The 25,440-nt window shown below is 32.0% G+C and carries 22 protein-coding genes; 18 read left to right on the top strand and 4 right to left on the bottom strand.

The features are described 5' to 3' along the window. Positions 1–100: 100 nt before the first annotated feature. The 4 genes from AC2D8I_RS08675 to AC2D8I_RS08660 all read right to left on the bottom strand — a co-directional run bounded on the left by AC2D8I_RS08675 (position 101) and on the right by AC2D8I_RS08660 (position 3,876). Positions 101–322 (bottom strand): DUF2795 domain-containing protein, encoded by a 222-nt coding sequence (locus tag AC2D8I_RS08675; RefSeq protein WP_034057512.1) that lies wholly within the window; start codon positions 320–322, stop codon positions 101–103. A 163-nt stretch (positions 323–485) separates the two neighbouring features. Continuing rightward, on the bottom strand, positions 486–1,058 hold the full coding sequence (locus AC2D8I_RS08670) for a cob(I)yrinic acid a,c-diamide adenosyltransferase (RefSeq protein WP_484705606.1): 573 nt from the start codon (positions 1,056–1,058) through the stop codon (positions 486–488). 180 nt (positions 1,059–1,238) lie between these two features. Continuing rightward, complete coding sequence (locus tag AC2D8I_RS08665; protein WP_484705605.1) at positions 1,239–2,012, bottom strand: O-methyltransferase; 774 nt, start codon at positions 2,010–2,012, stop codon at positions 1,239–1,241. A gap of 1 nt (position 2,013) precedes the next feature. Next, positions 2,014–3,876 (bottom strand): ABC-F family ATP-binding cassette domain-containing protein, encoded by a 1,863-nt coding sequence (locus tag AC2D8I_RS08660; RefSeq protein ID WP_484705604.1) that lies wholly within the window; start codon positions 3,874–3,876, stop codon positions 2,014–2,016. A 104-nt stretch (positions 3,877–3,980) separates the two neighbouring features. Between AC2D8I_RS08660 and AC2D8I_RS08655 the strand changes: the two genes are divergently transcribed. The 18 genes from AC2D8I_RS08655 to AC2D8I_RS08570 all read left to right on the top strand — a co-directional run bounded on the left by AC2D8I_RS08655 (position 3,981) and on the right by AC2D8I_RS08570 (position 25,432). After that, positions 3,981–4,781 (top strand): polysaccharide biosynthesis/export family protein, encoded by an 801-nt coding sequence (locus tag AC2D8I_RS08655; RefSeq protein WP_484705603.1) that lies wholly within the window; start codon positions 3,981–3,983, stop codon positions 4,779–4,781. Positions 4,782–4,791: 10 nt separating this feature from the next. Further along, complete coding sequence (locus AC2D8I_RS08650; protein WP_484705602.1) at positions 4,792–7,251, top strand: exopolysaccharide transport family protein; 2,460 nt, start codon at positions 4,792–4,794, stop codon at positions 7,249–7,251. A gap of 18 nt (positions 7,252–7,269) precedes the next feature. Beyond that, the gene (locus tag AC2D8I_RS08645; RefSeq protein WP_484705601.1) at positions 7,270–8,250 is read left to right on the top strand and encodes an SDR family oxidoreductase; all 981 of its coding nucleotides are present in this window, start codon (positions 7,270–7,272) and stop codon (positions 8,248–8,250) included. Continuing rightward, positions 8,243–9,136, top strand: coding sequence for an ABC transporter permease (locus AC2D8I_RS08640; RefSeq protein ID WP_484705600.1), 894 nt, complete (start codon positions 8,243–8,245; stop codon positions 9,134–9,136). The genes AC2D8I_RS08645 and AC2D8I_RS08640 overlap by 8 nt, the downstream gene beginning before the upstream one ends. Next, positions 9,136–10,428, top strand: coding sequence for an ABC transporter ATP-binding protein (locus tag AC2D8I_RS08635; protein ID WP_484705599.1), 1,293 nt, complete (start codon positions 9,136–9,138; stop codon positions 10,426–10,428). The genes AC2D8I_RS08640 and AC2D8I_RS08635 overlap by 1 nt, the downstream gene beginning before the upstream one ends. 67 nt (positions 10,429–10,495) lie before the next feature. Beyond that, positions 10,496–11,965 (top strand): hypothetical protein, encoded by a 1,470-nt coding sequence (locus AC2D8I_RS08630; RefSeq protein ID WP_484705598.1) that lies wholly within the window; start codon positions 10,496–10,498, stop codon positions 11,963–11,965. A gap of 74 nt (positions 11,966–12,039) precedes the next feature. Then, positions 12,040–13,107: a glycosyltransferase family 2 protein gene (locus AC2D8I_RS08625; RefSeq protein WP_484705597.1), complete on the top strand. Its 1,068-nt coding sequence runs from the start codon at positions 12,040–12,042 to the stop codon at positions 13,105–13,107. 57 nt (positions 13,108–13,164) lie between these two features. Then, the gene (locus AC2D8I_RS08620; RefSeq protein ID WP_484705596.1) at positions 13,165–14,316 is read left to right on the top strand and encodes a glycosyltransferase; all 1,152 of its coding nucleotides are present in this window, start codon (positions 13,165–13,167) and stop codon (positions 14,314–14,316) included. Positions 14,317–14,496: 180 nt separating this feature from the next. Next, complete coding sequence (locus AC2D8I_RS08615) at positions 14,497–15,651, top strand: cytidylyltransferase domain-containing protein (RefSeq protein ID WP_484705595.1); 1,155 nt, start codon at positions 14,497–14,499, stop codon at positions 15,649–15,651. Positions 15,652–15,667: 16 nt separating this feature from the next. After that, positions 15,668–16,543, top strand: a complete 876-nt coding sequence (locus AC2D8I_RS08610) for an N-acetylneuraminate synthase family protein (protein WP_484705594.1) — start codon at positions 15,668–15,670, stop codon at positions 16,541–16,543. 3 nt (positions 16,544–16,546) lie between these two features. Further along, positions 16,547–17,368 (top strand): polysaccharide pyruvyl transferase family protein, encoded by an 822-nt coding sequence (locus AC2D8I_RS08605; protein WP_484705593.1) that lies wholly within the window; start codon positions 16,547–16,549, stop codon positions 17,366–17,368. Positions 17,369–17,404: 36 nt separating this feature from the next. Beyond that, positions 17,405–18,802 (top strand): UDP-glycosyltransferase, encoded by a 1,398-nt coding sequence (locus AC2D8I_RS08600; protein WP_484705592.1) that lies wholly within the window; start codon positions 17,405–17,407, stop codon positions 18,800–18,802. 27 nt (positions 18,803–18,829) lie between these two features. Further along, positions 18,830–19,975: a glycosyltransferase family 4 protein gene (locus AC2D8I_RS08595; RefSeq protein ID WP_484705591.1), complete on the top strand. Its 1,146-nt coding sequence runs from the start codon at positions 18,830–18,832 to the stop codon at positions 19,973–19,975. Beyond that, the gene (locus AC2D8I_RS08590; protein WP_484705590.1) at positions 19,972–21,525 is read left to right on the top strand and encodes a glycosyltransferase family 2 protein; all 1,554 of its coding nucleotides are present in this window, start codon (positions 19,972–19,974) and stop codon (positions 21,523–21,525) included. Before AC2D8I_RS08595 ends, AC2D8I_RS08590 begins: the two co-directional genes overlap by 4 nt. A gap of 137 nt (positions 21,526–21,662) precedes the next feature. After that, a complete protein-coding gene (locus tag AC2D8I_RS08585) occupies positions 21,663–22,664 on the top strand; it encodes a glycosyltransferase family 2 protein (RefSeq protein ID WP_484705589.1) in 1,002 nt (333 codons plus the stop codon). Positions 22,665–22,686: 22 nt separating this feature from the next. Next, positions 22,687–23,238, top strand: a complete 552-nt coding sequence (locus tag AC2D8I_RS08580) for a serine O-acetyltransferase (protein ID WP_484705588.1) — start codon at positions 22,687–22,689, stop codon at positions 23,236–23,238. Beyond that, complete coding sequence (locus AC2D8I_RS08575) at positions 23,238–24,350, top strand: glycosyltransferase (protein WP_484705587.1); 1,113 nt, start codon at positions 23,238–23,240, stop codon at positions 24,348–24,350. Before AC2D8I_RS08580 ends, AC2D8I_RS08575 begins: the two co-directional genes overlap by 1 nt. 11 nt (positions 24,351–24,361) lie before the next feature. Beyond that, positions 24,362–25,432, top strand: a complete 1,071-nt coding sequence (locus tag AC2D8I_RS08570; protein ID WP_484705586.1) for a glycosyltransferase — start codon at positions 24,362–24,364, stop codon at positions 25,430–25,432. Positions 25,433–25,440 lie beyond the last annotated feature (8 nt).

Here is a 25,440-nt window from a genome sequence, read left to right as displayed (position 1 = left end):
TTTTAGGTGGTTAAAGATACGTTTTGTTCTTGTGCTTATCTATAGAATAATGCACAAAAAAAGCCTCTAATAGAGACTTTTTTTCTTTGTTTTAATAATATTAATACTCATCCTCATTCCAGAGGTAGTCTTCATCTGTAGGGTAATCAGGCCAAATCTCTTCAATGGAATCATAGGAATCTCCTTCATCTTCAATAGCCTGTAAATTTTCGGTTACTTCCAGAGGAGCCCCAGTTCTAATAGCATAATCTATAAGCTCGTCTTTGGTAGCTGGCCAAGGTGCATCACTTAAATGAGATGCTAATTCTAAAGTCCAATACATTTTTTAATGGTTTAATTTTTTGCAAAAATAAATTTTTAGTTTAAATAGTCAATAAAAAAGTGAATTATTTTGTCAATAATAAAAAAGAACGTCTTTTTTTCACTGAAATGATTTTAAACAAATCTTTTATCGTGATTATTTAATCACAGTTAGAAATACAGTATTAATGTTTTTTAGGAATCCACTTTACTTCATCTGCTTGTAGGTCAAATGACAACTTTCGTGCCAATACAAAGAGGTAGTCAGAAAGGCGGTTTAAATAGGTAAGCGCTTCAGGTAAGAAAGGATCTAACTCATAGAGAGCAGAGGCCAAGCGCTCACTACGGCGGCAAACACAGCGTGCGATGTGACAGAATGACACTGTTTGGTGACCGCCAGGGAGAACAAAATGCGTCATAGGCGGTAAGGCCTCATTCATAAGGTCTATTTCCTGTTCTAACATAGTAATGTCCTCGGTAGCTATTTTATTAATATTTAATCGTTCTTTTCCATTTTTTAAAACCATTTTTTCTGGATCGGTTGCTAAAATGGCTCCTACTGTAAATAGTTTGTCTTGAATTGTTATTAAAATATCCTTGTAAAGCGGGTTAATATCCTGATCACGAATTAAGCCTATATGTGAATTTAACTCATCTATTGTGCCATAGCTATCAATACGGATATGGTGTTTGGGTACTCTGGTTCCCCCAAACAAAGCAGTGGTGCCTTTGTCTCCTGTTTTAGTGTATACTTTCATTTCTAAAAAGTTATGAGTTTTAAGTGTGATTAGTTGAATTTGTTATTATTTAAATAAACAAAAAAGTAGCCAATTAGCAAAGCTATTATCAACCAAAAAAGATGCATGTGTTTAAACGGGGTATTGTTGTTTTAGATTTTATGATATGTTTTAAAGAGAATACGAAAATAGAGAACCACATTAAGCTCTTATTATAAAGTGTTCTTTGGCTTGTTGTTTCCTAAAGAACACGATACCCCAGAAAAAAGTGTCTATGGTTACAGTTACTTTTGGATGTTGTTTTATCGTTTCCCAAGCTTCGGTCATTCCTTTTGACCAATAAATATCATCAAAAATAAAAACAGAATTATTATGAGCCTTTTCTAAGAGTGTTTCAAAGTAATTAAGAGTGGCTTTCTTTTGGTGATTGCCATCAAAATAGACTAAGTCATAACTGCTTGAAGGTAATGTTTTTATAATGTCGTTAAAATTTCCTGTTAGAACATCAATATTTTTTAAATCAAATTGTTTGAATGTATTTGATGAAAACCCAGAGATATTGGGGCAGCCTTCTATGGTTGTGATTTTTGCATTGGTATTCCCTAGATGCATAGCATGTGTTGCAATTCCCATAGATGTTCCCAATTCTAGTATGTCTTTAAACTTGAAGTAGGACACTAAACGGTAAAACAATTTAGCACGATGCATTGTTGTACCAGCGTTTTTAGCAATGTTAGAAATAATACGTGTGTTACTTTGCATTACCTGAGAGCCAGCGCCAAGGTCCATAACTTCTATGGGATTACTATTAGATAATAAGTGTTTGTTATATGCTTTTAATTTACTGTAAGCATTATGATTTGTTTTATCATAAAAACATTTAGTAACTAAGTCAAAAACAAACGGGGATTGTACACCGTGTTCATTTTTGGACTTTAACCAAAACTTAATGTAGGGAATTATTAGTTTTCTCATATTATGCCTCCATTTTTTCCGATAATTCTAGCCAACGCATTTCTTTTTCTTCAATAGTATCTATAATAGTTTGTAATTCATTAGATAATGTATTGATCTCATCGGGAGTTAAATCGGGGTTAAGGAACTTTTTTTCTAATTCTGATTTGTTAAATTCTAAACTCTTTATTTTACTTTCTATGTTCTTGTATTCTTTTTGTTCGTTATATGAAAGTTTGGCGTTGTCGTCTTTTTTCCAATTACTTTTTTCTTTTTTAATGTTTTTGGTTTCTGTAATAACAGGTTTACTATCATCATATGCTCTAAAATCACTATAGTTTCCAGGGAAATCTTCAATAATTCCTTGGCCTCTAAAAACAAATAAATGATCTACAATTTTATCCATAAAATACCTGTCGTGAGACACTACAATTAAACATCCAGGGAAATCTAGTAAGAAATTTTCAAGGACATTTAACGTTACAATGTCTAAATCATTTGTCGGTTCATCTAATATTAAGAAATTAGGGTTTTGAATTAAAACGGTACATAAATACAATCGTTTGCGTTCACCTCCACTTAATTTCTCGACAAAATCATATTGTTTCTTTCTATCGAACAAAAAGCGTTCCAATAATTGCTGAGCACTTATTTGACGCCCTTTTTTTAGAGGAATGTAATCGCCAAATTCCCTAACAACGTCTATCACTTTTTGATTAGGTTTCGGGCTTATTCCTGCTTGTGTATAGTAACCTAACTTAACCGTTTCGCCTATTACAACTTTACCAGAATCAGGTTGTGTGGTTTGTGTTAAAACATTTAAAAACGTAGACTTTCCTGTTCCATTTTTTCCAATAATACCTGCGCGCTCTCCTTTTTGGAACATATATTCGAATTGGTCCAGAATAATTTTGTCGTTATAAGCTTTGGAAACTTTTTTTAGTTCAAGGATTTTACTGCCTAAACGCTCCATATTAAGTTCTAACTGTACTTCATGGTCATTTCTGCGTTGATGTGCTCTGTGTTTAATATCTGCAAAATCGTCTATTCTGGATTTTGATTTGGTGGTTCTGGCCTTGGGTTGGCGGCGCATCCAGGTGAGCTCTTTTTTGTATAACTGTTTGGCTTTATTAGTTTCTACTTCTGTTTGTGTAATTCTTGCTTCTTTTTTTTCTAGGTAATACGAATAGTTTCCTTTGTATGTATATAATTTACCATGATCTAACTCTATAATTTCATTGCATACACGTTCTAAAAAATAACGGTCATGCGTAACCATAAAGAGTGTAATGTTTTCTTTTGCAAAAAAAGTTTCGAGCCACTCTATCATTTCTAGATCCAAATGGTTAGTGGGCTCATCGAGAATTAATAGGTCTGGCTTATTTATTAAAGCATTGGCAAGCGATAAACGTTTTTTTTGACCACCAGATAAAGCGCTTACTTTTTGAGTTAGATTTTCAAGTTTTAATTTGAAAAGTATCTGTTTATATTGTGTTTCAAAATCCCAAGCATTATGTAAATCCATGTCTTCGAAGGCTTTTTGATAAATGTCTTCTTCTTCTGGATTTAAAATAGCAGCCTCATAGCGTTTAATAACCTTTAGGATTTCGCTATCGGAGCTAAAAATAGTGTCTTCTATAGTGAGGTTGCCATCTAAATATGGTTCTTGTGGGAGAAAGGAAACTTTAATGTCTTTCCTAAATACTACTTGCCCAGCATCTGGAGCATCCAATTTTGCTAAAATATTTAAAATAGATGTTTTTCCTGTACCATTCTTAGCAACAAAAGCTATTTTTTGCCCTTTATGGATACTAAATGAAAGGTCTTTAAAAAGTGTTAACTCTCCATAAGACTTTGCGATATTTTCAACGGTTAAATAATTCAATAGTTCAATTTTTTACAAATAACGGATAAAAAACCAAAAAACCCGACAAAAGTTTTATTCTTCACGATGAAAGGCTATATTTGCGGTTAATCTATTCGCTTAAAATGAAGCAGTTTTTGTTTGTTATTACTTTGGTAATCAGTGTTTTGTGTTTTTCATGCATAACCAATAAAGACCTTGTGTATCTTCAAGATAATGAAGGCGTTGTAAACGATTCTCTTTTAATACGCGAACTATCTAACCCTTATAGAGTTCAAATTAATGATATTTTGAGTGTAAATGTAAAGGCTATAGATGACGATGTTAAAAAATTAGTGTCTTTATTTAACCCTGTAGAGAAAGTTGGCGAGACTAAAGGGCAAGAGAATCTTTATTTTAATGGATTTACTGTTGATTTACATGGAAATATAGCGTTTCCTATTTTGGGGGATGTCAATGTTTTAGGGTTTACAATAGATGAAGTCGAAGCCAAGGTGAAAAAGGAAATACTAACCAAGTATTTAAAAGAAACGACCCAGATATTTGTGTCTGTTAAGTTAGCGGGTTTGCGTTATACAGTAACAGGAGAGGTGCAAGGCGCTGGGGTTTTTACATTATTTCAAGACCGTGTTAATATTATAGAGGCTTTGGCAAATGCTGGAGATATAAAGAACACAGGAGATAGAAAAGATGTATTGGTTGTTAGGCAGTACCCACAAGGACAAAAAATACACCATATTGATTTAACAGATGTAACCGCTTTGCAATCCCCATACTATTACATACAATCTAATGATATGATTTTAGTAAAGCCATTAAAACGTAAATCGTTGGGAGGTGGCGAAACAGCTGCTCAAACTTTAACGACGATAGCATCTATATTTTCTGTATTGGTCTCTACATATTTTTTAGCTAAAAACTTATAAGTGTCTGTTTATGAATGATGAGTTCGAAATTTCAGAATCACAATCTGCATTTAATATAAAAGCTTTTTTGTTTAAATCCTTGAGCTATTGGAAGTTGTTTGTGCTGTGTATTGGTATTGGTATTTTTATTGTTTACCAGCAAAATATAAGGACACAACAATCTTATCGGTTAAGTACACAAATATCGGTAGAGGATGATAAGAATCCTTTATTTACTTCTAATACAAGTTTAACATTTAATTGGGGAGGTGTTTCTGGTAAAGTAAAAACAATCATAACGAATTTAAAGTCTAGATCTAATCATGAAAAAGTTGTAGATAATCTTAAATTTTACATTGGTTATTTAAAGGAATCCCGGTTTAGGAAAGACGACATTTATAAAGCTTCGCCATTTAGATTCAGTCTAGCCGCAGGGGAATATCAAGTGATTAATTACCCTATTAAGATTACTTTTTTAGCGGATAATAAATATAAATTAAATGTTGATTTCTCATCCAATTTAATGCCTGCGCAAAATTATACAACAAAAGCGAAGAAAACAATAGATGTTAGTATTGGAGAGCAGTCCTATACCTATACTTTAGGAGAGTATATTGACTTACCATTTATAAAAGGAACTCTGGATTTGAAAAAAAATAGAGGGGTCAATGCTGGTGACGAGTATTTTATTCAATTCAATAATTTTGATGGTGTTGTTGGGCATTATCGGGACCGATTGTCTATTGAAAACCCTAGGAATTCTGCTATTTTAAATTTAAGCCTAAAAGGGGTGAACAAAGCTAAGATTGTAGATTATTTGAATGAGACTGTTCGTTTGGTAAGTGAAAATCAATTAGATAGAAAGAATCAGTTTGTAACCAATACTATTAATTTTATCGATGAGCAATTAGATCGGGTCAAAGCAGATTTGACATTAAATGCGGATTCTTTAAATAATTATAGAGAGAAAAATAAAATTTATAATTTAGATGAGGAAAGTATTCTTTTGGGGGCTAAACTATCTGAACTTGAATTGGAAAAAGATAATGTTAATAGAAAATTAGCGTATTATGAAAGTTTAAAAACCTATCTAGAAACGAGTAAAAGTTTTACAGATGTACCAGCGCCTTCAATAGCAGGTGTAGACGATGTAAATATCTTAACTAATATTTCTAATATAAATGCATTGTCTGTGCAAAAGGCTAAATATGGATCTACAGTTAGAAGTGATGCTTCCATTTTTAGGGATTTAGATAGACAGATAGAAGGGATTAAAACGGTGTTACTAGAAAACATTAGCTCTGCAACAAATGGGTTGAAGCGTGAATTGAAATTGACAGCTTCTAAAATAGGGCAAACAGAATCTAAATTTAGTAAGCTTCCTAAAAATGAGCAAAAACTATTAAACATAAAACGGCAATATACATTAAATGAAGAGAATTATAATGTGTATTTAGCAAAACGAAGTGAAGCAAATATAATTAAAGCAGCTAACGTTTCAGATATATTAGTTATCGATCCTGCAAAAGATACGGAAGGAAAAGCTATTGATTTAAAATTAAGTTCCCGTTATATATTTGCTATTATAGGTGGTTTTATGCCGCCATTATTACTAGCATTTTTAATTACTTTTTTAGACACAAAACTTCATAACCCCCAAGATTTAGAAACCCTTTCAACAATTCCTTTACTAGGGGTTGTGGGTAAGAATATAATAGACAATAGTCTCGTTGTGCATACGAAACCAAAATCGACTATAGCTGAAGCTTTTAGGGCTATTAGGTCTAGTTTGCAATATATGTACAAAAAGCATAATTTGGATGGAACAAAAACAGTAATGCTTACTTCTTCTGTAAGTGGAGAAGGTAAAACATTTTGTTCAATAAATATAGCTACAGTCTTTGCTTTAAGCGGGAAAAAGACAGTGTTAGTTGGGTTGGATTTAAGAAAACCAAAGATTTTTGGAGATTTTGATGTTAAAAATGAAGTTGGAGCAGTTAATTATTTAATTGGGCAAAAAAAAATAAATGAAGTCATTCAGCAAACTAAAATAACTAATTTAGATGTTATTACATCAGGGCCAATTCCTCCAAATCCATCAGAGTTACTTATAGGAGAAACAATGGGGGCTTTTATGGCAGAATTAAAGGAAAAATATGATTATATTGTTTTAGATACACCACCATTAGGTTTAGTCTCAGATGCTTTAGAGCTTATGGATTATGTAGATGCATCGCTTTATGTTGTACGACAAGACTATACAAAAAAAGGCATGTTAACTCTGGTTAATGATAAATATAAAAAAGAGGAGATTCGTAATTTAAGCTTTATATACAATTATTACGATCAAAAAGGAAAATACGGTTATGGTTATGGCTACGGTTATGGCTATGGTTACGGTTATGGCGCTTATGGTAATGGATATCATGAGAATGAAAAGGAACAGAAATCGTTATTATTGCGTTTAAAATCTATTTTTAAAATAGGGTAATTTTTAATACAAAGTAAAATGTACCATAATGTAAATGTATCAGAATTAAGCTTTCTAATAACGGGAGGTGCTGGGTTTATAGGATCTAATATAGTTGAATATCTTTTAAATTCAGGAGCCGGTAAAGTTAGAGTATTAGATAATTTTTCTAATGGTTATAAGGCTAATATAGCGCCCTATATGTCACATTCTAATTTTGAACTTATAGAAGGAGATATTAGAGATTTAAAAACCTGTATTGATGCAATGAAAGGAATAGACTATGTGAGCCACCAGGCAGCATTAGGTTCTGTGCCACGCTCTATAAGTGATCCCGCAACTACCAATGCAGTAAATATTTCAGGGTTTTTGAATATGATGATTGCATTAAAAGAGAGTACTACGGTAAAACGAATGGTTTACGCTGCATCAAGTTCTACTTATGGAGATAGTAAAAGCCTACCTAAAATAGAAACGGTTATCGGCAAGCCTTTGTCTCCATATGCTATTACAAAATACGTCAACGAATTGTATGCAGATGTCTTTGGTAAAACATATAATACAGATGTTATTGGGTTGCGCTATTTTAATATTTTTGGTCCTAAACAAAGTCCCAAAGGGGCTTACGCTGCTGTTATTCCATTGTTTATGGAAGCTATAAGAAAAGGAGAGCCTGCTACAATAAATGGAGATGGAGAGCAAACCAGAGATTTTACGTATGTAGAGAATGCTGTTCAAGCAAATATTAAAAGTTTTTTTGCTTCTAAAGGTGCTGGAAATCAAGTATACAATATCGCGTGCAATGAGCGTATAAGTGTAAACTATTTATGGACTGTTTTAAATGCATCAGCTAAAAAAAATATAGAACCAATTTATGGGCCTAGTAGAATGGGAGATGTTAGAGACTCTTTAGCTAATATCGATAAAGCCATACAGCAGTTGGGATACAATCCAGAGTTTTCGGTTCGAGAAGGCTTGATAAAAACATGGGATTACTTTAAAAAGAATACAATTGAGTAAAAAAATAACTAACGATTGGTTGTATACCATTTCTCCAAAACAGAAAATGGTTGATTTAAATTTTAACGAAATTTGGCGTTACCGTGATTTATTATTTCTGTTTGTAAAGCGCGACGTTATAACCTTGTATAAACAAACCGTTTTAGGGCCTTTATGGTATCTTATTCAACCGTTATTCACCTCCCTTATATTTACTCTAATTTTTAATAATATTGCAGATATTAAAACAGGAGATGGTATGCCGCCGTTCTTATTTAATTTAGCAGGAATAACCTCATGGAATTATTTTAGCGAATGCTTAAAAGGGACAAGTGATACGTTTAAAAAAAATCAAAATATTTTTGGAAAGGTCTATTTTCCAAGGGTAATTATGCCAATGTCTATAGTGTTTTCTAATTTAATCAAGTTTGGAATTCAACTGTTGGTATTTGTTAGTTTTTACATTTATTTTATCTTTTTTACAAGACAAGGTGGTAGTATACAACCGCAATTAGCACTCGTGTTATTACCTGTTTTAGTTCTATTAATGGGACTATTAGGTTTAGGATTTGGTATGGTCATTTCTTCTATGACTACAAAATATAGAGATCTAACATTTTTGGTCACTTTTGGAGTGCAATTATTAATGTATGGGTCTGCAGTGATGTATCCTATAGAATTAATAAGAAAAAAAGTTGAAGAAGCTGTAATTCCCGAATTTGTGGGATTTTTTATAGAATATAACCCGATGACTACAATTGTAGAATTGTTTAGATATATGACACTTGGAGTTGGCGATTTCTCTATAAATAAGTTTCTATATGCGAGCATTATAAGTGTTATAATCTTTTTAATAGGACTCGTTGTTTTTAATAAAACAGAAAAAAGCTTTATAGATACTATATAATGGAAAACAATATTATTTTAAAAGCCGAAAATATTTCTAAACAATACCGATTAGGTGTTGTTGGTACAGGTACCATTAGCCATGATTTAAACCGTTGGTGGAATAAAATAAGAGGTAAAGAAGACCCCTATTTAAAAGTCGGGGAACGTAATGACCGTAGTAAGAAAGGAAAATCTGATTATGTATGGGCTTTAAAGAATATTAATTTTGAAGTCGAAAAAGGTGGAGTCTTAGGTATTATTGGTAAAAATGGAGCAGGAAAGTCTACACTTTTAAAAATACTATCTAAAGTTACTGGTCCCACAACAGGAGCAATAAAAACCAAAGGACGTATCGCTTCTTTATTGGAAGTAGGAACAGGGTTTCATAGTGAAATGACGGGGCGCGAAAATGTGTTTTTAAATGGAGCTATTTTGGGAATGACCAAAAAAGAGGTGCGTTCAAAAATAGAGGAAATTATAGCTTTTTCAGGGTGTGAACGTTATATAGATACACCTGTTAAGCGGTATTCTTCAGGAATGACGGTCCGTTTGGCATTTGCTGTAGCCGCTTTTTTAGAGCCTGAAATATTGGTTATCGATGAGGTATTGGCTGTAGGTGATGTGGAATTTCAAAAGAAGGCTATAGGTAAGATGCAAGATATTTCTAGAGGGCAAGGTCGTACTGTTTTATTTGTAAGTCATAATATGGCAGCAGTAAAAAGTTTATGTACTAAAGGGATTGTATTAGAAAATGGCGAAGTAAGTTTTTATGGGAGTTCTGAAGCAGCAGTTAATCATTATTTAAAGAGTAATAGTTTTCAAAACACAGGGCAGTTAGATTTTGGGAAAAAAGAAAAGTCTGCGTATATAAGAAAAGTCGAAATCTTAAATAAAGAAAAAATACATTCGAGTAGTTTATTAATGGGGGAGCCATTACTAATAAAGATAAGTATTAGTAGTTTTAGAAAAATGGAACGGGTTCGAATTACGTTTATTATAAAAACAATAAATGGTACTAAAGCTGCGATATTAAGATCTAATGAGATGACAGCTCGTATTTTTTCAGTAACGAATGATTTTAAAATGCAAGTTGCGATTCCAAATCTAAGGTTAATGCCTGGAAGCTATTTGTTAACGTTACAGTTAGCGGAAAATAATGATACATTGGAAATACTAGAAGAATGTATGTCTTTTAGTGTTTTAGAAAATGATATATACGGAACAGGGAGAATCCCATTGGGCGTGAATATTGTAACCTATTTAGATGGTAAATGGGAATTAGAACAAAACGGAAAAATAATTCAAGATTAAAGGAAGGTATATCTAAAAAATGAATGTTTAAAACCGTTTTTAAATATAGAATGAGACTCTATTTTTAATGTATACACAAAAAAAAATAAAAGAAATAATTCTTAGTTTAGAACAAAAATACCCTGTTGATGCATGGGCTGTAAACGGAATTGATATTTGGCCATATATCCGAATAAAACTGTATATTCATTTTTTGGTTTTAATGAATGGAGACTCATTAAAAGTGAAAAATGAGCGAACGCAAGTCTCTAAAAAAAAGAAAACGGGGTTTTATTTTTTAAAAAAAGGGCGCGAATTAATAATGGCGCACTTAAATTTGATTCGTTTTTTTTTAAAATTGAAACAAAAGAAAATTATTTTTTTTGGTTCGCATTTTCATCGGGTGTTCCAAAACGGAGTTTATTTTAATAGATTTTATGATTCAATGGTTGCGCATCATAAATTAGAAAATGAGATCTATACAATAGAGTATCAAAGGATAGAAAGTCCTCTGTATAATGAGAAATCTATTATTCCTTTAAATAAGTATTTAGGAGATTATAAGCTTGTAAATAAGGTGCTTTCTAAATTAAGACAGCATGCAACTGTAAAAAACCTCAGGGATTATCATTTGTTTTATCAAGAACTAAGCTTATATAATGTAAAGTTAGATGTTTTAAAAATATCTGAAAGCGATATTGTAAAATGGAGTGATAAAATAGTAATTAGTCAGAAATTTTTTAAAAAGATGTATCGTCATATAAAACCATCTAAAATTATATTTTTGGGTTACTATGGTTATGATGATTTATATGGCGCTTTAATCGCTGCAAATAAATTAAATATAAAAACAATAGATTTTCAACATGGGCCACAAGCCAATGTTCATTTAGCCTTTTCAAGTTGGAATAAAATACCTGAAAACGGATATAATACAATGCCTATAGAATTTTGGCATTGGGATGAAGAATCAAAAAAGAATATAGAGCAATGGGCTGTAAAATCAAATGTGGTAAAATCTAAAGTAGTAGGTCATCCTTACATAGGGTATTGGATGCGTAATAAAAAAAATAAGGGCGAAAGAAATACCATTTTTTATAGCTTACAAACAACACCATTCTCTGTAGAAACATTGTTAACACCTAAAATGGTTATGTTAATTAAGCAAATGAAATATGACTGGGTTTTGCGATTACATCCTAGAAATAATTTAAATTTAAGCGAGTTAAAAACCTTCTTAATAGCGAATCAAATTAATAACAAAGTAACCATTCAAGATGCCTTTAATATACCTTTACCAGAAGCCTTAACAAATGCATTACTTCATATTACTAACTATTCTGGATGTTTAATAGAAGCCTTTCAATTAGGCGTTCCTACATTATTAATTAACGAAGTTGGAAAAGAAATGTTTAATCAATATATAGACGATAAATTAGTATATTATTTAGAGCAGGATGATTATAAATTTGAATTAAAAGTAAGACGTTTAATAGATCATTTAAAAAATAAAACATTTGAAAATGCTTCTAACCAAATATTTAATCCAAGTGTTTGATATAGCTGCTACAAAAATAAATTTTATTCGATATTTGGAGAGGAGTATATATTAAAAATAAGAAATATCATCATTTGATTACAATAGTATTAACATATAGGAACCGCGATTTAAGATTGGTTAAGAATTGTTTAGATTCGTTAGCTAATCAAACAAAAAAAGAATTCCAAACGGTATTAGTAGACTATGGGAGTATTTTAGAGTATAAAACGCAATTAAGAGCACTTGTAAATACGTATCCGTTTGTAGATTTAATACGGTGTGAAACAACGCAGCAATTATGGTGTAAATCGAAAGCTATAAATATTGTTTTAAAGCCATGTAAAACGCCTTATTTTTTTGTTGGAGATGTTGATATGTTATACCATCCTAATTTTGTTGAAAAACTATATCACTTAAAAAAAGGGGCCACTCCAGTCTATTTTCAAGTTGGGTTTTTAAGTGCGTTAGAATCTAAGCAAACAAATGCTTTTGAAGATTATAAAATTAATTTTAAATCGAACAAAGATGCTACAGGTATGACCCTTTATAATACCGAAATGTTGAAAGCTATAAACGGATATGACGAATATTATAATGGGTGGGGAAGTGAAGATACAGATGTACATATACGCTTTAATAACAAAGGAATTCCTGTACAGTTTTATTCTGAAACAACGCTACTATTACACCAATGGCATCCTAAACATTATAGAAAAACAAATGATTTGGCACCTTTTCATACAACATTAGAGCAAATAAATGCGAGTTATTTAGTATTTGTGAAACAGACTCAAAGAGTGAAAGCAAATACTAACTTTGAATGGGGTGTGTACAATAAAAAAGAGTATCTAGCATTAAATAATATAGATCAAAACTATTCAATATCTAATAAAACCCGAGAGGTTTTGGCATTTATAAATGGGGTTCTTATAGCCGAAAAAGCGATGGTAGTTTCAGTAGAGGTAAATAGACATAAAAATTATAAATCTCAAAAACAAAAGTTAAAATCGCTATTAGGGAAAAAGACTATTTCATTTCTAGATTTTGAAACCATAAATAATAGACTGTTAGAATGTATTATTAATTCATTAAGAAATACTGCTTATAAGTATAGTTATGATGTTAAAAATGAAAAAATTAAATTGGTTGTGAAACTATAAAAGCTAAGAGGCGAAGTTATTAGATAATTAGGATAAGCAAAAGTAAATCTAAAGCAGATGAAGATTTTGATGGTATCAATGAATTCTATTCATTTTTTACGTTGGACAGAGCAACTTAAAGATTCTGGTCATGAAGTATATTGGTTTGATATTAGAGATGGCAAGCCTACAGAGAAATTATCTTGGGTTCATAAAATAAATGGATGGAAACAAAAATACCCTAAACTAAAGGGACGATATTTTTTTAAGAAATGGCTTCCTAAATTATATAAAAAATTTGAAAAAATTATAGCACACGATACAGCGAAAACTTTTGAACAGCAATTATTGGAAATTCAACCCGATATGGTCCATAGTTTTGTGTTATACATAGCATGTACCCCAATTTTTGAAATAATGCAACGCCACAAATCATTAAAATGGGGATATTCTTCTTGGGGTAGTGATTTGTATTATTTTAGAACTATTAAAAAATACAAACAGGACATTATTAAAGTGTTGCCACGAATAAACTATTTATTTACAGATTGTAAACGAGATGTTACAATAGCAAAATCTCTTGGATTCGTAGGAGAGGTTTTGGGAACTTACCCTGGAGGCGGAGGTTATGATTATGCAAAATATGATAGCTATATTAAAAGCCCAGTTTTAGAACGGAAAATTATATTGGTAAAAGGGTATCAAGGGCGTTCAGGGCGTTGTATAGAAGTTCTAAAAGCATTACGGCAATTGAGTAAAAATCTATTAACCTATAAAATTGTAGTTTTTGGAGCCGATGATGACGTTGAAACCTTTGTGTCTAATGAAAATATTTTAAAAGAACTAGACTTGAAACTATATAGTAAACGTAATTTTCTGCCTCATAATACTATTCTAAAATTAATGGGAGAATCGTTATTGTATATAGGAAATAGTAATTCCGATGGAATGCCAAATACATTATTAGAAGCCATTGCTCAAGGCGCTTTTCCAATTCAGTCAAACCCAGGAGGAGCCACAGCTGAAATAATCTCTCATAATGTAAATGGATTACTAATAGAAAACTGTAATAATATTGAGCAGATCAAGAACTTGATTTTAGAAGCGATTTTAAATCCTGAAAAAATAGAAGAGGCATACCATATTAATCAAACCGAAGTAAAACCTCAATTTGAAATCGGTACTATTAGAAATAGTGTTTTAAAAGCTTATCATAGAATAGTGCCATAATCGGATTTGCGTTGATAGTATTAATGAAAAGTACTTTCTGTGTTTGATAAATAAAAAGATGCTAACGGTAAATATGTAATGCTTTGATTAGTTTTACCTTTTGTCCTGCTTTTTTGTTGTTTCATCGCTAAAAAATGTATTTTAGCAAAATTATAATAGATTACCGACCACTAGATTTAGATGAAGAAAATAGGTTTTATTCCACTACGTAAAGGTTCAAAAGGCATTCCTAATAAAAACAAACGTAAAATGGTTGGAAGGCCATTATATACTTGGGTTTTAGGGGAAGCCATAAGTTCTCGTCTTGATGAAATATATGTCTATACAGACGATCAAGATATTATAGATTTTATAACCAAAGAATACCATTGGACCTCTAAGGTAAAAGCAATGTTAAGAAGTGATGAAAGTGCAAATGACACCGCATCTACCGAAATGGCAATGTTAGAGTTTTGCCATAAGATAGACTATGATTTCGATGTGTTTTGTTTACTTCAGGCAACATCACCTTTTACAAAAAGAAAGGATATTAATGCCTGTTTAGAAAGATTAGGAGGCGATTATGATTCAGCATTAACCGTAGTGAATACACACCGGTTTTTATGGAATGAAAATGGAACTCCAATCAATTACGACCCCATGCATAGGCCAAGACGTCAGGATTTTGAGGGCGTATTAATAGAGAATGGAGCTGTTTATGCAACCACTAAAACCGCTTTGAAGCAAACAAAAAACAGATTGGGTAATACAGTAGCTACTGTAAAAATGCCAGAAGATTCACTATTAGAAATCGATTCAGAAAGTGACTGGATAGCAGTTGAACAGCTATTAATAGAACGTCAAAAAAGAACTAAAAAATCAGCTAAGATTACCCACATAGTCTTAGATGTAGATGGAGTGTTTACAGATGGTACTATCACTTACACAAAAGAAGGAGAACATACTAAGCGTTTTGATATGCGAGATGGTATGGGACTAGAAATTTTACGTCAGTTTAATGTTGAAGTAATCGTTATGACTTCAGAACAATCAGAATTGGTTGCTAAACGCATGCAAAAGTTAAACCTTAAGAATGTATACCTTGGAGTAAAAGATAAATACAGTTTACTACAACATATTTTAGAAACGCATAAACTGTCTATGCATAACTTTGCCTACATTGGAGACGATGTTAACGACTTAACGAACATATGTAGTGTTGGTTGGTCATTAGCTCCCAATAATGCCACTCCAATAGTAAAACAGAATGCAGACATAGTATTGTCTGAAAATTCAGGAGCAGGTGCTATTCGCGAAGCCTGCCAATTTATAATGAACTACAATAAAAGATTTTAATATATATAATAACACTATGCAATCCTACAAAAAGCCCTACATAATAGCTGAAATTGGCTGTAACCATAAAGGAGAGATGTCAATAGCAAAAGAGCTCATTAAAGTAGCCAAGATATTTTGTAACGTTGATGCTGTAAAATTTCAAAAAAGACATAATAAAGAATTACTTACAGAAGCGCAGTACAATCAGCCCCATCCTAACCCCGTAAATTCTTATGGCGATACCTATGGTGCACATAGAGAATTTTTGGAGTTTGATGTAGAGCAACATAAAGAACTAAAGGCTTATTGTGAAGAAATAGGGATTACTTATTCAACCTCTGTTTGGGATTTAACATCGGCAAAAGAGATTGCTTCATTAGCCCCTGAGTTTATTAAAATACCTTCCGCATGTAATAACAATGTTAAAATGCTAGAATGGTTATGCGAAAATTATAAAGGAGAACTTCATATCTCAACAGGTATGACAACTAAGGACGAAATAGAAGCTCTCGTTAATTTATTTAAAAAGCATAATAGAAATAAGGATTTGGTATTGTACAATTGTACTTCAGGATATCCAGTGCCATTTCAAGATGTCTGCCTTTTGGATATTAACTTATTATTAGAAAATTATAAAGACGATGTAAAGCATATCGGTTTTTCTGGGCACCATTTAGGTATCGCGGTAGATGTTGCAGCTTATACTTTGGGCGCAAATATTATAGAACGACACTATACAATAGATCGCACTTGGAAAGGAACAGATCATGCGGCTTCATTAGAACCAATGGGATTACGCAAACTCTCTAGAGATTTAAATGCCGTTCATCAAGCTTTAGATTATAAAAGCCAAGATATTTTGCCTATAGAACAAGTACAACGTGATAAACTAAAAAACCAAAAAGTATAAAACATGCTTCAATCTAAAACCATTAGATTATTTTGGTGGAATGAAATAAAGCTTCAAGGAAAATCAAAGGAAAACTATGGTGACCTTCTAGGAGCATATTTGGTTGAAAAAATAGCCGATAAGAAAGTCGTTTGGGTCAAACCATCCGATTTTTCATTATACAATTTATTGTCACCAATTTATGTGACTATAGGAAGTATTCTTACAAATGTAAATAAAAAGTGTGTGGTTTGGGGTAGTGGTATTATTTCTAAAGCTTATGCAATTAAGAAGGCGGAATTTCTTGCGGTACGTGGACCTCAAACACGAAAACATTTATTAGAACAAGGGTATAATGTTCCAGAGGTATATGGAGATCCCGCATTGTTATTACCTCGATATTATACGCGTGAGATAGCTAAAGAATACACTATAGGTATCATTCCTCATTACAAAGATTTTGAAAGAGTAAAGGCATGGTATACAGATGACGATTCTATATTAGTTATAGATTTAATGACTAATAATATTGAAACAACAACAAATGAATTCTTAAAATGTAAGCGCATCGTGTCTTCGTCATTGCATGGAATTATTGTATCACATGCATACGGAATACCCGCAATATGGCAAAAGTTTTCTAACGATGTGTTTGGAGATGATATAAAGTATCAAGATTATTTTGAGTCGGTAAACATAACACCATATCAATCGGAAATAGCAAGTGAGGTAATGACGTTTACAACACTTGAAAAAGCATTTGATAAAAAAGAATCGCTTCCAAATCCAAAGGTTATTCACGAATTATGTGATGGATTAATGGCGGTTTGTCCATTTAAAAAATAAGCTATAAATAAGCCCTTATTTTATAGGGGAAAAGGTATGAAAAAAAAAATATTTGTTTTCTTTCCAGATGGCGTAGGTTTGAGAAATTTTGCTTTTACAGAGTTTAAAAATATTGGAGAGCAAATGGGATTTGATATTCATTATTGGAATAACACTATTTTTTCACTAAAAGAAAACTTAGGGTTTAATGAAGTGAAAATTAAAGACCATACAGTACATAAATTGCTTCCTCTTTATTCTAGAGCAAGAAAACGTGTAGAACTGAATGTGTCTAGAGATAAGTTTAACGATGCTGTATATCCAACCTATAAGTTTCCATTTAATTATAATGGCATAAAGAATGTTTTTAAAAGTTTGTACGTGAAAACTTTAATTGGAATGTACGCTTCGGAAAAAGGGATTGTGCGCTTGCGAAAAAAAATTAATGATTTAGAACGTTCTACTTCAAAATATAAATACTGCAAGGCGCAATTAGAAACACACAAACCCGAGATGGTGTTCTGTACCACCCAACGATCAACACAATCTATTAGTGCACTATTGGCTGCCAAAGACTTAGGAATACCAACAGTAGCATTCGTATATTCATGGGATAATGTACCAAAAGCAATGCAAGTGGTAGAAACCGATTATTACTTTGTCTGGAGCGATTTAATGAAAAGTGAAATTTTAAAATATTATCCATTTGTAAAAGAAGCACAGGTTTTTGTTACAGGAACACCTCAGTTTGAACCCCATTACAATACTAGTTTGCTGCAATCTAGAGCCGCGTTTTTTAAAGATCATCATTTGGATGTAAATAAAAAATATATTTGTTATTCGGGTGATGATGAAACAACCTCTCCATTAGATCAGTATTATTTGGAGGATTTAGCAAATGTCGTAAGAAGCTTAAACGCAAAAGGAGAAAATTTAGGAATTATTTATAGAAAATGTCCTGTTGATTTTACTTCAAGATATAATGCCGTAATAGAAGCAAATAAAGACCTTATTACAGTTTTAGACCCAATATGGAAACAAGTTGGAGAGCAATGGAATCAAGTATTGCCTGCAAAAGAAGATTTTAAAATGCTATATAACGTTTGCGAACATAGTGAGTTTGTAACCAATGTTTGTTCTTCTACTGTTTTCGATTTTGTAGCTCATAACAAGCCTTGTATTTATTATAATTATGAACAGCCGCAGCTTAAAAAAGGCATTCGAGATATTGGACAAAATTATAAGTATGTTCATTTTAGATCTATGCCAAGTCAAGAGGCAGCTGTATTTTGTACCGATAAAAAGGATTTAGAAGCTATTGTTCATAATATATTAAACGGAAAAACATCAAACGTAATAGAGGGGTTGAAGTGGTTTGAAATAGTGGCAGGAAAAACACCAACAGAAGCTTCTAAAACGATTTGGAAAACAATAGATACTTTACTAAATAGTTAATTGATATATAATTTTTAATACTAACAGATGAAAATAGGTTTTATAACCCCCGAATATCCTCATCCTAGAGTGAATTATGTAGCAGGAATAGCAACAAGTATAAAAAATTTGGCTATAACCTTAGTGAAAAAGAACGTGGATGTTACTGTGTTTGTTTATCAGCAAAACGAGGATGCTATATTCATGGATGAAGGTATCGAGATTCATCTTATAGCGCACAAGTCTTATGCGTATTTTACTTGGTATCGCTACCGTATGCATATTCAAAATTATGTAAGCAATGTCGTTAAAAAAAAGAGTATAGAAATTTTAGAGGCGCCAGATTGGACTGGGATAACTGCTTTTATGCGCTTTAAAGTACCACTGGTTATTCGATTTCATGGGAGTGATGCCTATTTTTGTAAACGCGATAAAAGGCGACAAAAATTCAAGAATTTCGTGTTCGAAAAAATGGCATTAAAAAAGGCATCGGCCTATATTGCGCCAACCACTTTTGCGGGAGTAGAGACCCAAAAAATATTTGGGTTAGATAAAAAGAAGATAAAAACCATTCATTATGGCTTACAATTAGAGTATTTTGCAAATGAAACTCCAGAAATATTTAATAAAAATACGATACTTTATATCGGAACCATTATTAGAAAAAAAGGCGTTTTAGAATTAGCAGCGATTTTTAATCGCGTTGTAGCCGAGAACCCAGAAGCAACATTAATGCTAATTGGAGGAGATGCTCCAGATTTTAAAACAGGAGCCTCGTCTACTTATGCGTTAATGGAAACTTTGTTTTCTGAACAAGCAAAACAGCAATCTAAGTATTTAGGTAAAATTCCATATTCAGAAGTGAAAATGCATATTAAGAATGCCCATATATGTACTTTTCCTTCATTTGCCGAAACCTTAGGGATGGTTACCATAGAATCCATGGCATTGCAAAAACCAGTAGTGAATACAAGTATAGGATGGGCGCAAGAACTTATAGATGATGGTATAAATGGGTATTTAGTACATCCAACAGATATAGCGGTATATGCAGCACGTATTTTAGAGCTGCTTAATGATGAGGAATTATGTAAAAGCTTAGGGAAGGCTGCAAGACAGAAAGTAGAAACCACTTTTGATATACAAAAAAATGCAGATCAAAACATAGCCTATTATAAATCTGTTTTGAAATGATAGTACTGGTTCATAACAATATTGAAGTCTTGAATGTGTATGCTTCAGATACGGAAAAGAAGATGCGTTTCGATCCCCAAAAAACAATCTCTAGGACGTTATTTGATATGGGAATGGCTTTCCCCGAAGAGTTTTTAATATGGGTACATCAAGATTATGAACATAGAATAGATTTTTCAATTTTAAAAACTGTTTTTCATCATAAATTAATAATGGCTTCCTATGCTGTAAAGGAACAATATACTATTTCTGAACGAATAGGCTATGTAGACCAAAAGCCGTTCACTAATGTTTCCAGAAAGGTACGCTTTCCTACCTGGTTAATGAGTGGTGATATTGGGGGAGTTCACGCAACGGTGTTAAACAAGATAAACCAGAACACCCAAAAAGGGAAAGAATTTAGTTTCGTATTGTGTTCAATAGCAAAAAGAGCAATGCCAAAAGGATTGTTTTGTTACTCAGAGCCCCAATTATTAGATAAAGGAACAGTACAATTATTAGAAACAAAGCCAGATTCAACACTGTTACTGTTTAAATTCGTAAAACAGCATTATAAATTCATTTGGATAATAAATTTATTATTGTGTTTTATTTTTTTTGAAAAAAGAATACCATTATTACCTTTTTTAAGAAGTCTATTTCTTAGTCAATTAACGTCAGAAATGGATCTATCAGATTTACCTATAACATCTAGAAAAGAAAGTGAGATAATAAAAGAAATTGATGTTATTATTCCAACATTAGGACGGAAAGAATGTTTATATAATGTTTTAAAAGACCTTTCAAATCAAACATTACGCCCTAAAAGAATTATTATCGTAGAGCAAAATCCTAAAGAAAATGCTGTTACCGCATTAGATTATATACAAAATGAAACGTGGCCATTTCAGATTAAGCATCATTTTACACATCAATTAGGAGCTTGTAATGCGCGAAATATAGCTTTAGATCAAGTAGAGAGTGAATGGACTTTTTTTGCAGATGACGACATTCGGTTTGAAAAAAATGTATTAGAAAAAGCGTTTCATATTATAGAGAATTATAATATAAAAGCGATTAACTTATTATGTTTACAAAAACAGGATAAGCAAATTCATTTTTATAAAACTCAAAGTGAGATCTTTGGATCTGGAACAAGTATCGTGAAATCGTCAGTTTTTAAAAAGATGAGATTTGATATGGCATTTGAGTTTGGTTTTGGTGAAGATTCGGACTTTGGGATGCAAATTCGTAAACAAGGAACAGATGTTATTTATATTCCAGATATTAAAATAACACATTTAAAAGCGCCTATAGGAGGATTTAGGACAAGAGTGAAGCAGTTATGGGATGATGAGGTTACACCGCCCAAACCTTCACCAACGGTAATGCTATTTGCAAAAAAACACTATAACACATTTCAAATGAATGGTTATAAATATGTGTTATTCATTAAGTTTTACAAAGAACAGAATATAAAGCATCCATTGCGTTACATAAGGCAGATGAAATTACGATGGAAATGTAGTCAGATGTGGGCTACAAAATTACAAGAGCAACACGCTTTATAAAATCATTAGTATAAAGGCCTAAAAAGAGTTACTAAAAAGCACTTATTTTGAATAGATTGAAAACGAATACTAACACACTAGAATGAATGTTGCTACTTTAAGTAATTTATATAACAGGTATAAAGCAAAATAGAAAAATGACTAAAACATTTACCTTAGTTGTCTGTACTTATATGCGGCCTAAACCACTCTTAAAGTTGTTAGAGTCAGTAGGTAAGCAAAGTTTATATCCAAATGAGATTTTAATTATAGATGGTTCTAGAAATTTAGAGACCAAACAGATTTTAATAAATAATGAGTTTAAAAACTTAAACTATTATAGAGTTGATGAATGTGATAGAGGCTTAACCAAACAGCGTAATTATGGGATTAATTTAGTTTCAGAAACGTCAGAGGTTGTTTGTTTTTTAGATGATGATATTGTGTTAACACCAACGTACTTTGAGAAGTTAATAGATACATATAACACACATATAGATGCATTGGCCGTGGGCGGTTATATAACGAATGAGGTGAAATGGAAATTGGTAACAGCTAAAAAAGATAAGAAGGCATTTTATTACGAGGAATGGATGAGAACAGAACCCTCCCGTTTTAGATTAAGGCGAATATTTGGGTTATTACCAGATAAAAAACCTGGTTTTTTGCCAACATTTTCACATGGAAGATCTATTGGTTTTTTACCACCATCTGGGAAAATTTATAAAGTTGAGCAGCTTATGGGAGGTGTGTCTTCTTTTAAAACAGAAATTTTTAAGACCTTATCATTTTCAACTTATTTTGAAGGCTATGGATTATATGAAGATGCAGATTTTTCATTGCGATTGGCAAGGCTAGGAAATCTCTATATTAATACCAATGCACAATTGGCACATTATCACGATGCCTCAGGACGACCAAACCAATATAAGTATGGCAAAATGGTAATAAGAAATGGTTGGTATGTGTGGCGCATTAAATATCCGAAACCAAGCTTAAAAGCAAGATTAAAATGGAATGCTACTGCTCTTTTATTAACTGTAATTCGATTTTCAAATGTTTTAACAACGCCTCAAAAAAAGGAAGCGTTTACAGAGGGCATAGGAAGAGTTTTAGGATGGTTATCTTTACTTGTTAATAAACCCAATGTAGAACGCTAGATAAAAGGTTTAATAAATTATTATGAATACGTTTTTTTTAGATATAAAAAAATATAAGAAATACAGTGGGCGTAAATCTAGTGTGCTTTTGATTCTTACAAATCAGGGCTTGTGGGCATTATGTGTATATAGAATATCTAATAGTATATATAGGAGTAAGTTGCCTAAAATAATACAAAAACCACTGCTTATGTTAGCTGTATTTTGGCAAAAATGGATAGAGATTATCACGGGAATTTCAATACCATATAGCGCTCAAATAGGTGCCGGGTTTTATATCGGTCACTTCGGAGGAATCATTATTAATGCATCTGCAGTAATTGGAGCGAACTGTAATATTTCGCAAGGTGTTACTATAGGCGTAAGTGGAAGAGGTGAAAAAAGAGGAGTGCCTATTATTGGTGATAATGTGTATATGGGGGTAAATGCGGTAATTGCAGGGAAAATAACTATTGGAGATAATTGTGTTGTTGGTGCTAATTCATTAGTTGTAGATTCTATAGAGTCTAATAAAACAGTATTAGGAGTACCAGCAACAATTATAAGTAGTAATACATCAAAAGATTATATTTAATGCGTTTTTTAGTTATAACCAATGCACCAACATTAAAAAAGAAGCACTTGTATTTTGCATACGCCCCTTATGTGAATGAAATGGATGTTTGGTTTAAATATATAGATGAAGCAATCATTTTATCTCCTACATCATATGATCAAAAATTGTTGCTCTCAAGCTTTAAAAAACAACCGAATGTCGTTGCACTACCAACATTAAATTTTACTTCTTTGCGTAATATATTAAGGAGTATTATATATCTTCCTCTTATTGTTTTTAAATTAATGAAAGAAATGTCTAAGGCAGATCATATTCATTTACGTTGCCCAGGGAATATTGGGCTTTTGGGGTGTTTTGTTCAAATATTCTTTCCGAAGACAGTAAAAACAGCAAAATATGCTGGTAATTGGGACCCGAAAGCAAAGCAGCCGAAAAGTTATAAATTACAAAAATGGTTGTTAAGTAATACATTATTAACAAAGAATATGCAGGTTTTGGTTTATGGCGATTGGGAAGATCAAACACATAATATCAAACCCTTTTTTACAGCAACATTTAATAATGCAGAAATTGAAGAACCTATAGTAAGAGATTACAGAGCTAAGTTGCAGTTTGTTTTTGTAGGGAGTTTGGTAAAAGGAAAACGGCCACTATTAGCAATTAAAATTATAGAAGCACTACATAAAAGAGGGCATAAAGTATCTTTAGATTTATTTGGAGAAGGCGTTCTAAGCGATGAACTAGCAGCATATATAAGTGATAATAACTTAACAGAAAGCATTACGTTGCATGGTAATCAAGAAAAAAAAATTATAAAAGAGGCTTTAAAAAACGCACATTTTTTAATATTGCCTTCAAAATCTGAAGGTTGGCCTAAAGTTGTTGCAGAGGCAATGTTTTTTGGCGTTATTCCAATTGTCACTAGAATTTCTTGTGTACCGTATATGTTGGATTATGGAGCACGAGGGCTTTTAATAACACCAGAATTAGAGTCAGCAGTAACTAGTATAGCAGCTGCTCTTAAAAATATTGAAGCTTTACCAATAAAAGCAAAATTAGGACGGCAATGGTCTCAATACTATACTTTAGATTTGTTTGAAAGTGAGATTGCTAAGTTGATTAAAAGTTAAGAGAAGAAAAAGTGAGAGTTTTACAACTAATAGATTCATTACATACAGGAGGCGCCGAACGCGTTGCTGTAAATATTGCTAATGCATTATCATCTCAAATAGATCAGTCTTTTCTATGTGCTACACGTGAAGAAGGGGTACTGAAAGAGAGTCTTTATAAAGCCGTAAATTATCTGTTTTTAAATAAAAAACAAACGCTAGATATTAAAGCAATACAAAAGTTAAATACTTTTATTAAAAATGAAAAAATAGATATTATTCATGCTCATTCTTCCTCTTTTTTCTTAGCAACTATTATTAAACTATTTAATAGAAAGCTAAAAATTGTATGGCATGATCATTATGGGAATAGTGAGTTTCTAGAAAAGCGACCATTAAAGGCTTTAAAGCTCTGTTCAAAATATTTTTTTCAAATATTTAGCGTTAATAAGGAGCTAGAAAAATGGGCTAAGATAAAATTGAAATGTAAAAATGTAAATTACCTGCCTAATTTTGCTGTAAAAAATAAAAGCACCCCTATTACACATTTAAAAGGAGAAACAGGAAAGCGGATAATTCATCTAGCAAATTTAAGAGCACAAAAAGACCATTTTACGTTGTTGGAAGCTTTTAAAATGGTGCAAAAATCCCACCCAGATTGGACATTACATTGTGTAGGAAAAGATTTTAACGACAGATATGCTGAAACGGTAAGCGCAAAAATAACCCAGTTAAAATTAGACTCAAAGGTGTTTGTATATGGAAGTAAACCAGATGTTTATAATATATTAAGTCAAAGTGATATTGCAGTGTTATCATCAAAATCGGAAGGCTTGCCCATTGCATTATTAGAATATGGTTTATCAGGATTACCAGTAATCGCTACAAAAGTAGGAGACTGTGCAGCTGTTATTAATGATCGTTTTAGTGGTTTAATGGTAGAGTCTAAAAACGTAATAGCATTGTCTAAAGCCATATTGTTATATATTGAGAATAAAAAATTAAGTAGTGATCATGCTTTACGTTACAACGCACATATAGAAAAACATTACTCAGTTAAGGCACAAATAGAAACTATTTTAGAAACGTATAAAAGCGCATAACATAACAT

Source organism: Lacinutrix sp. YIN62 (assembly GCF_057219185.1).
The sequence above is the reverse complement of the archived record's forward strand: the minus strand, read 5'-3'. Positions and strand labels throughout refer to the sequence as shown.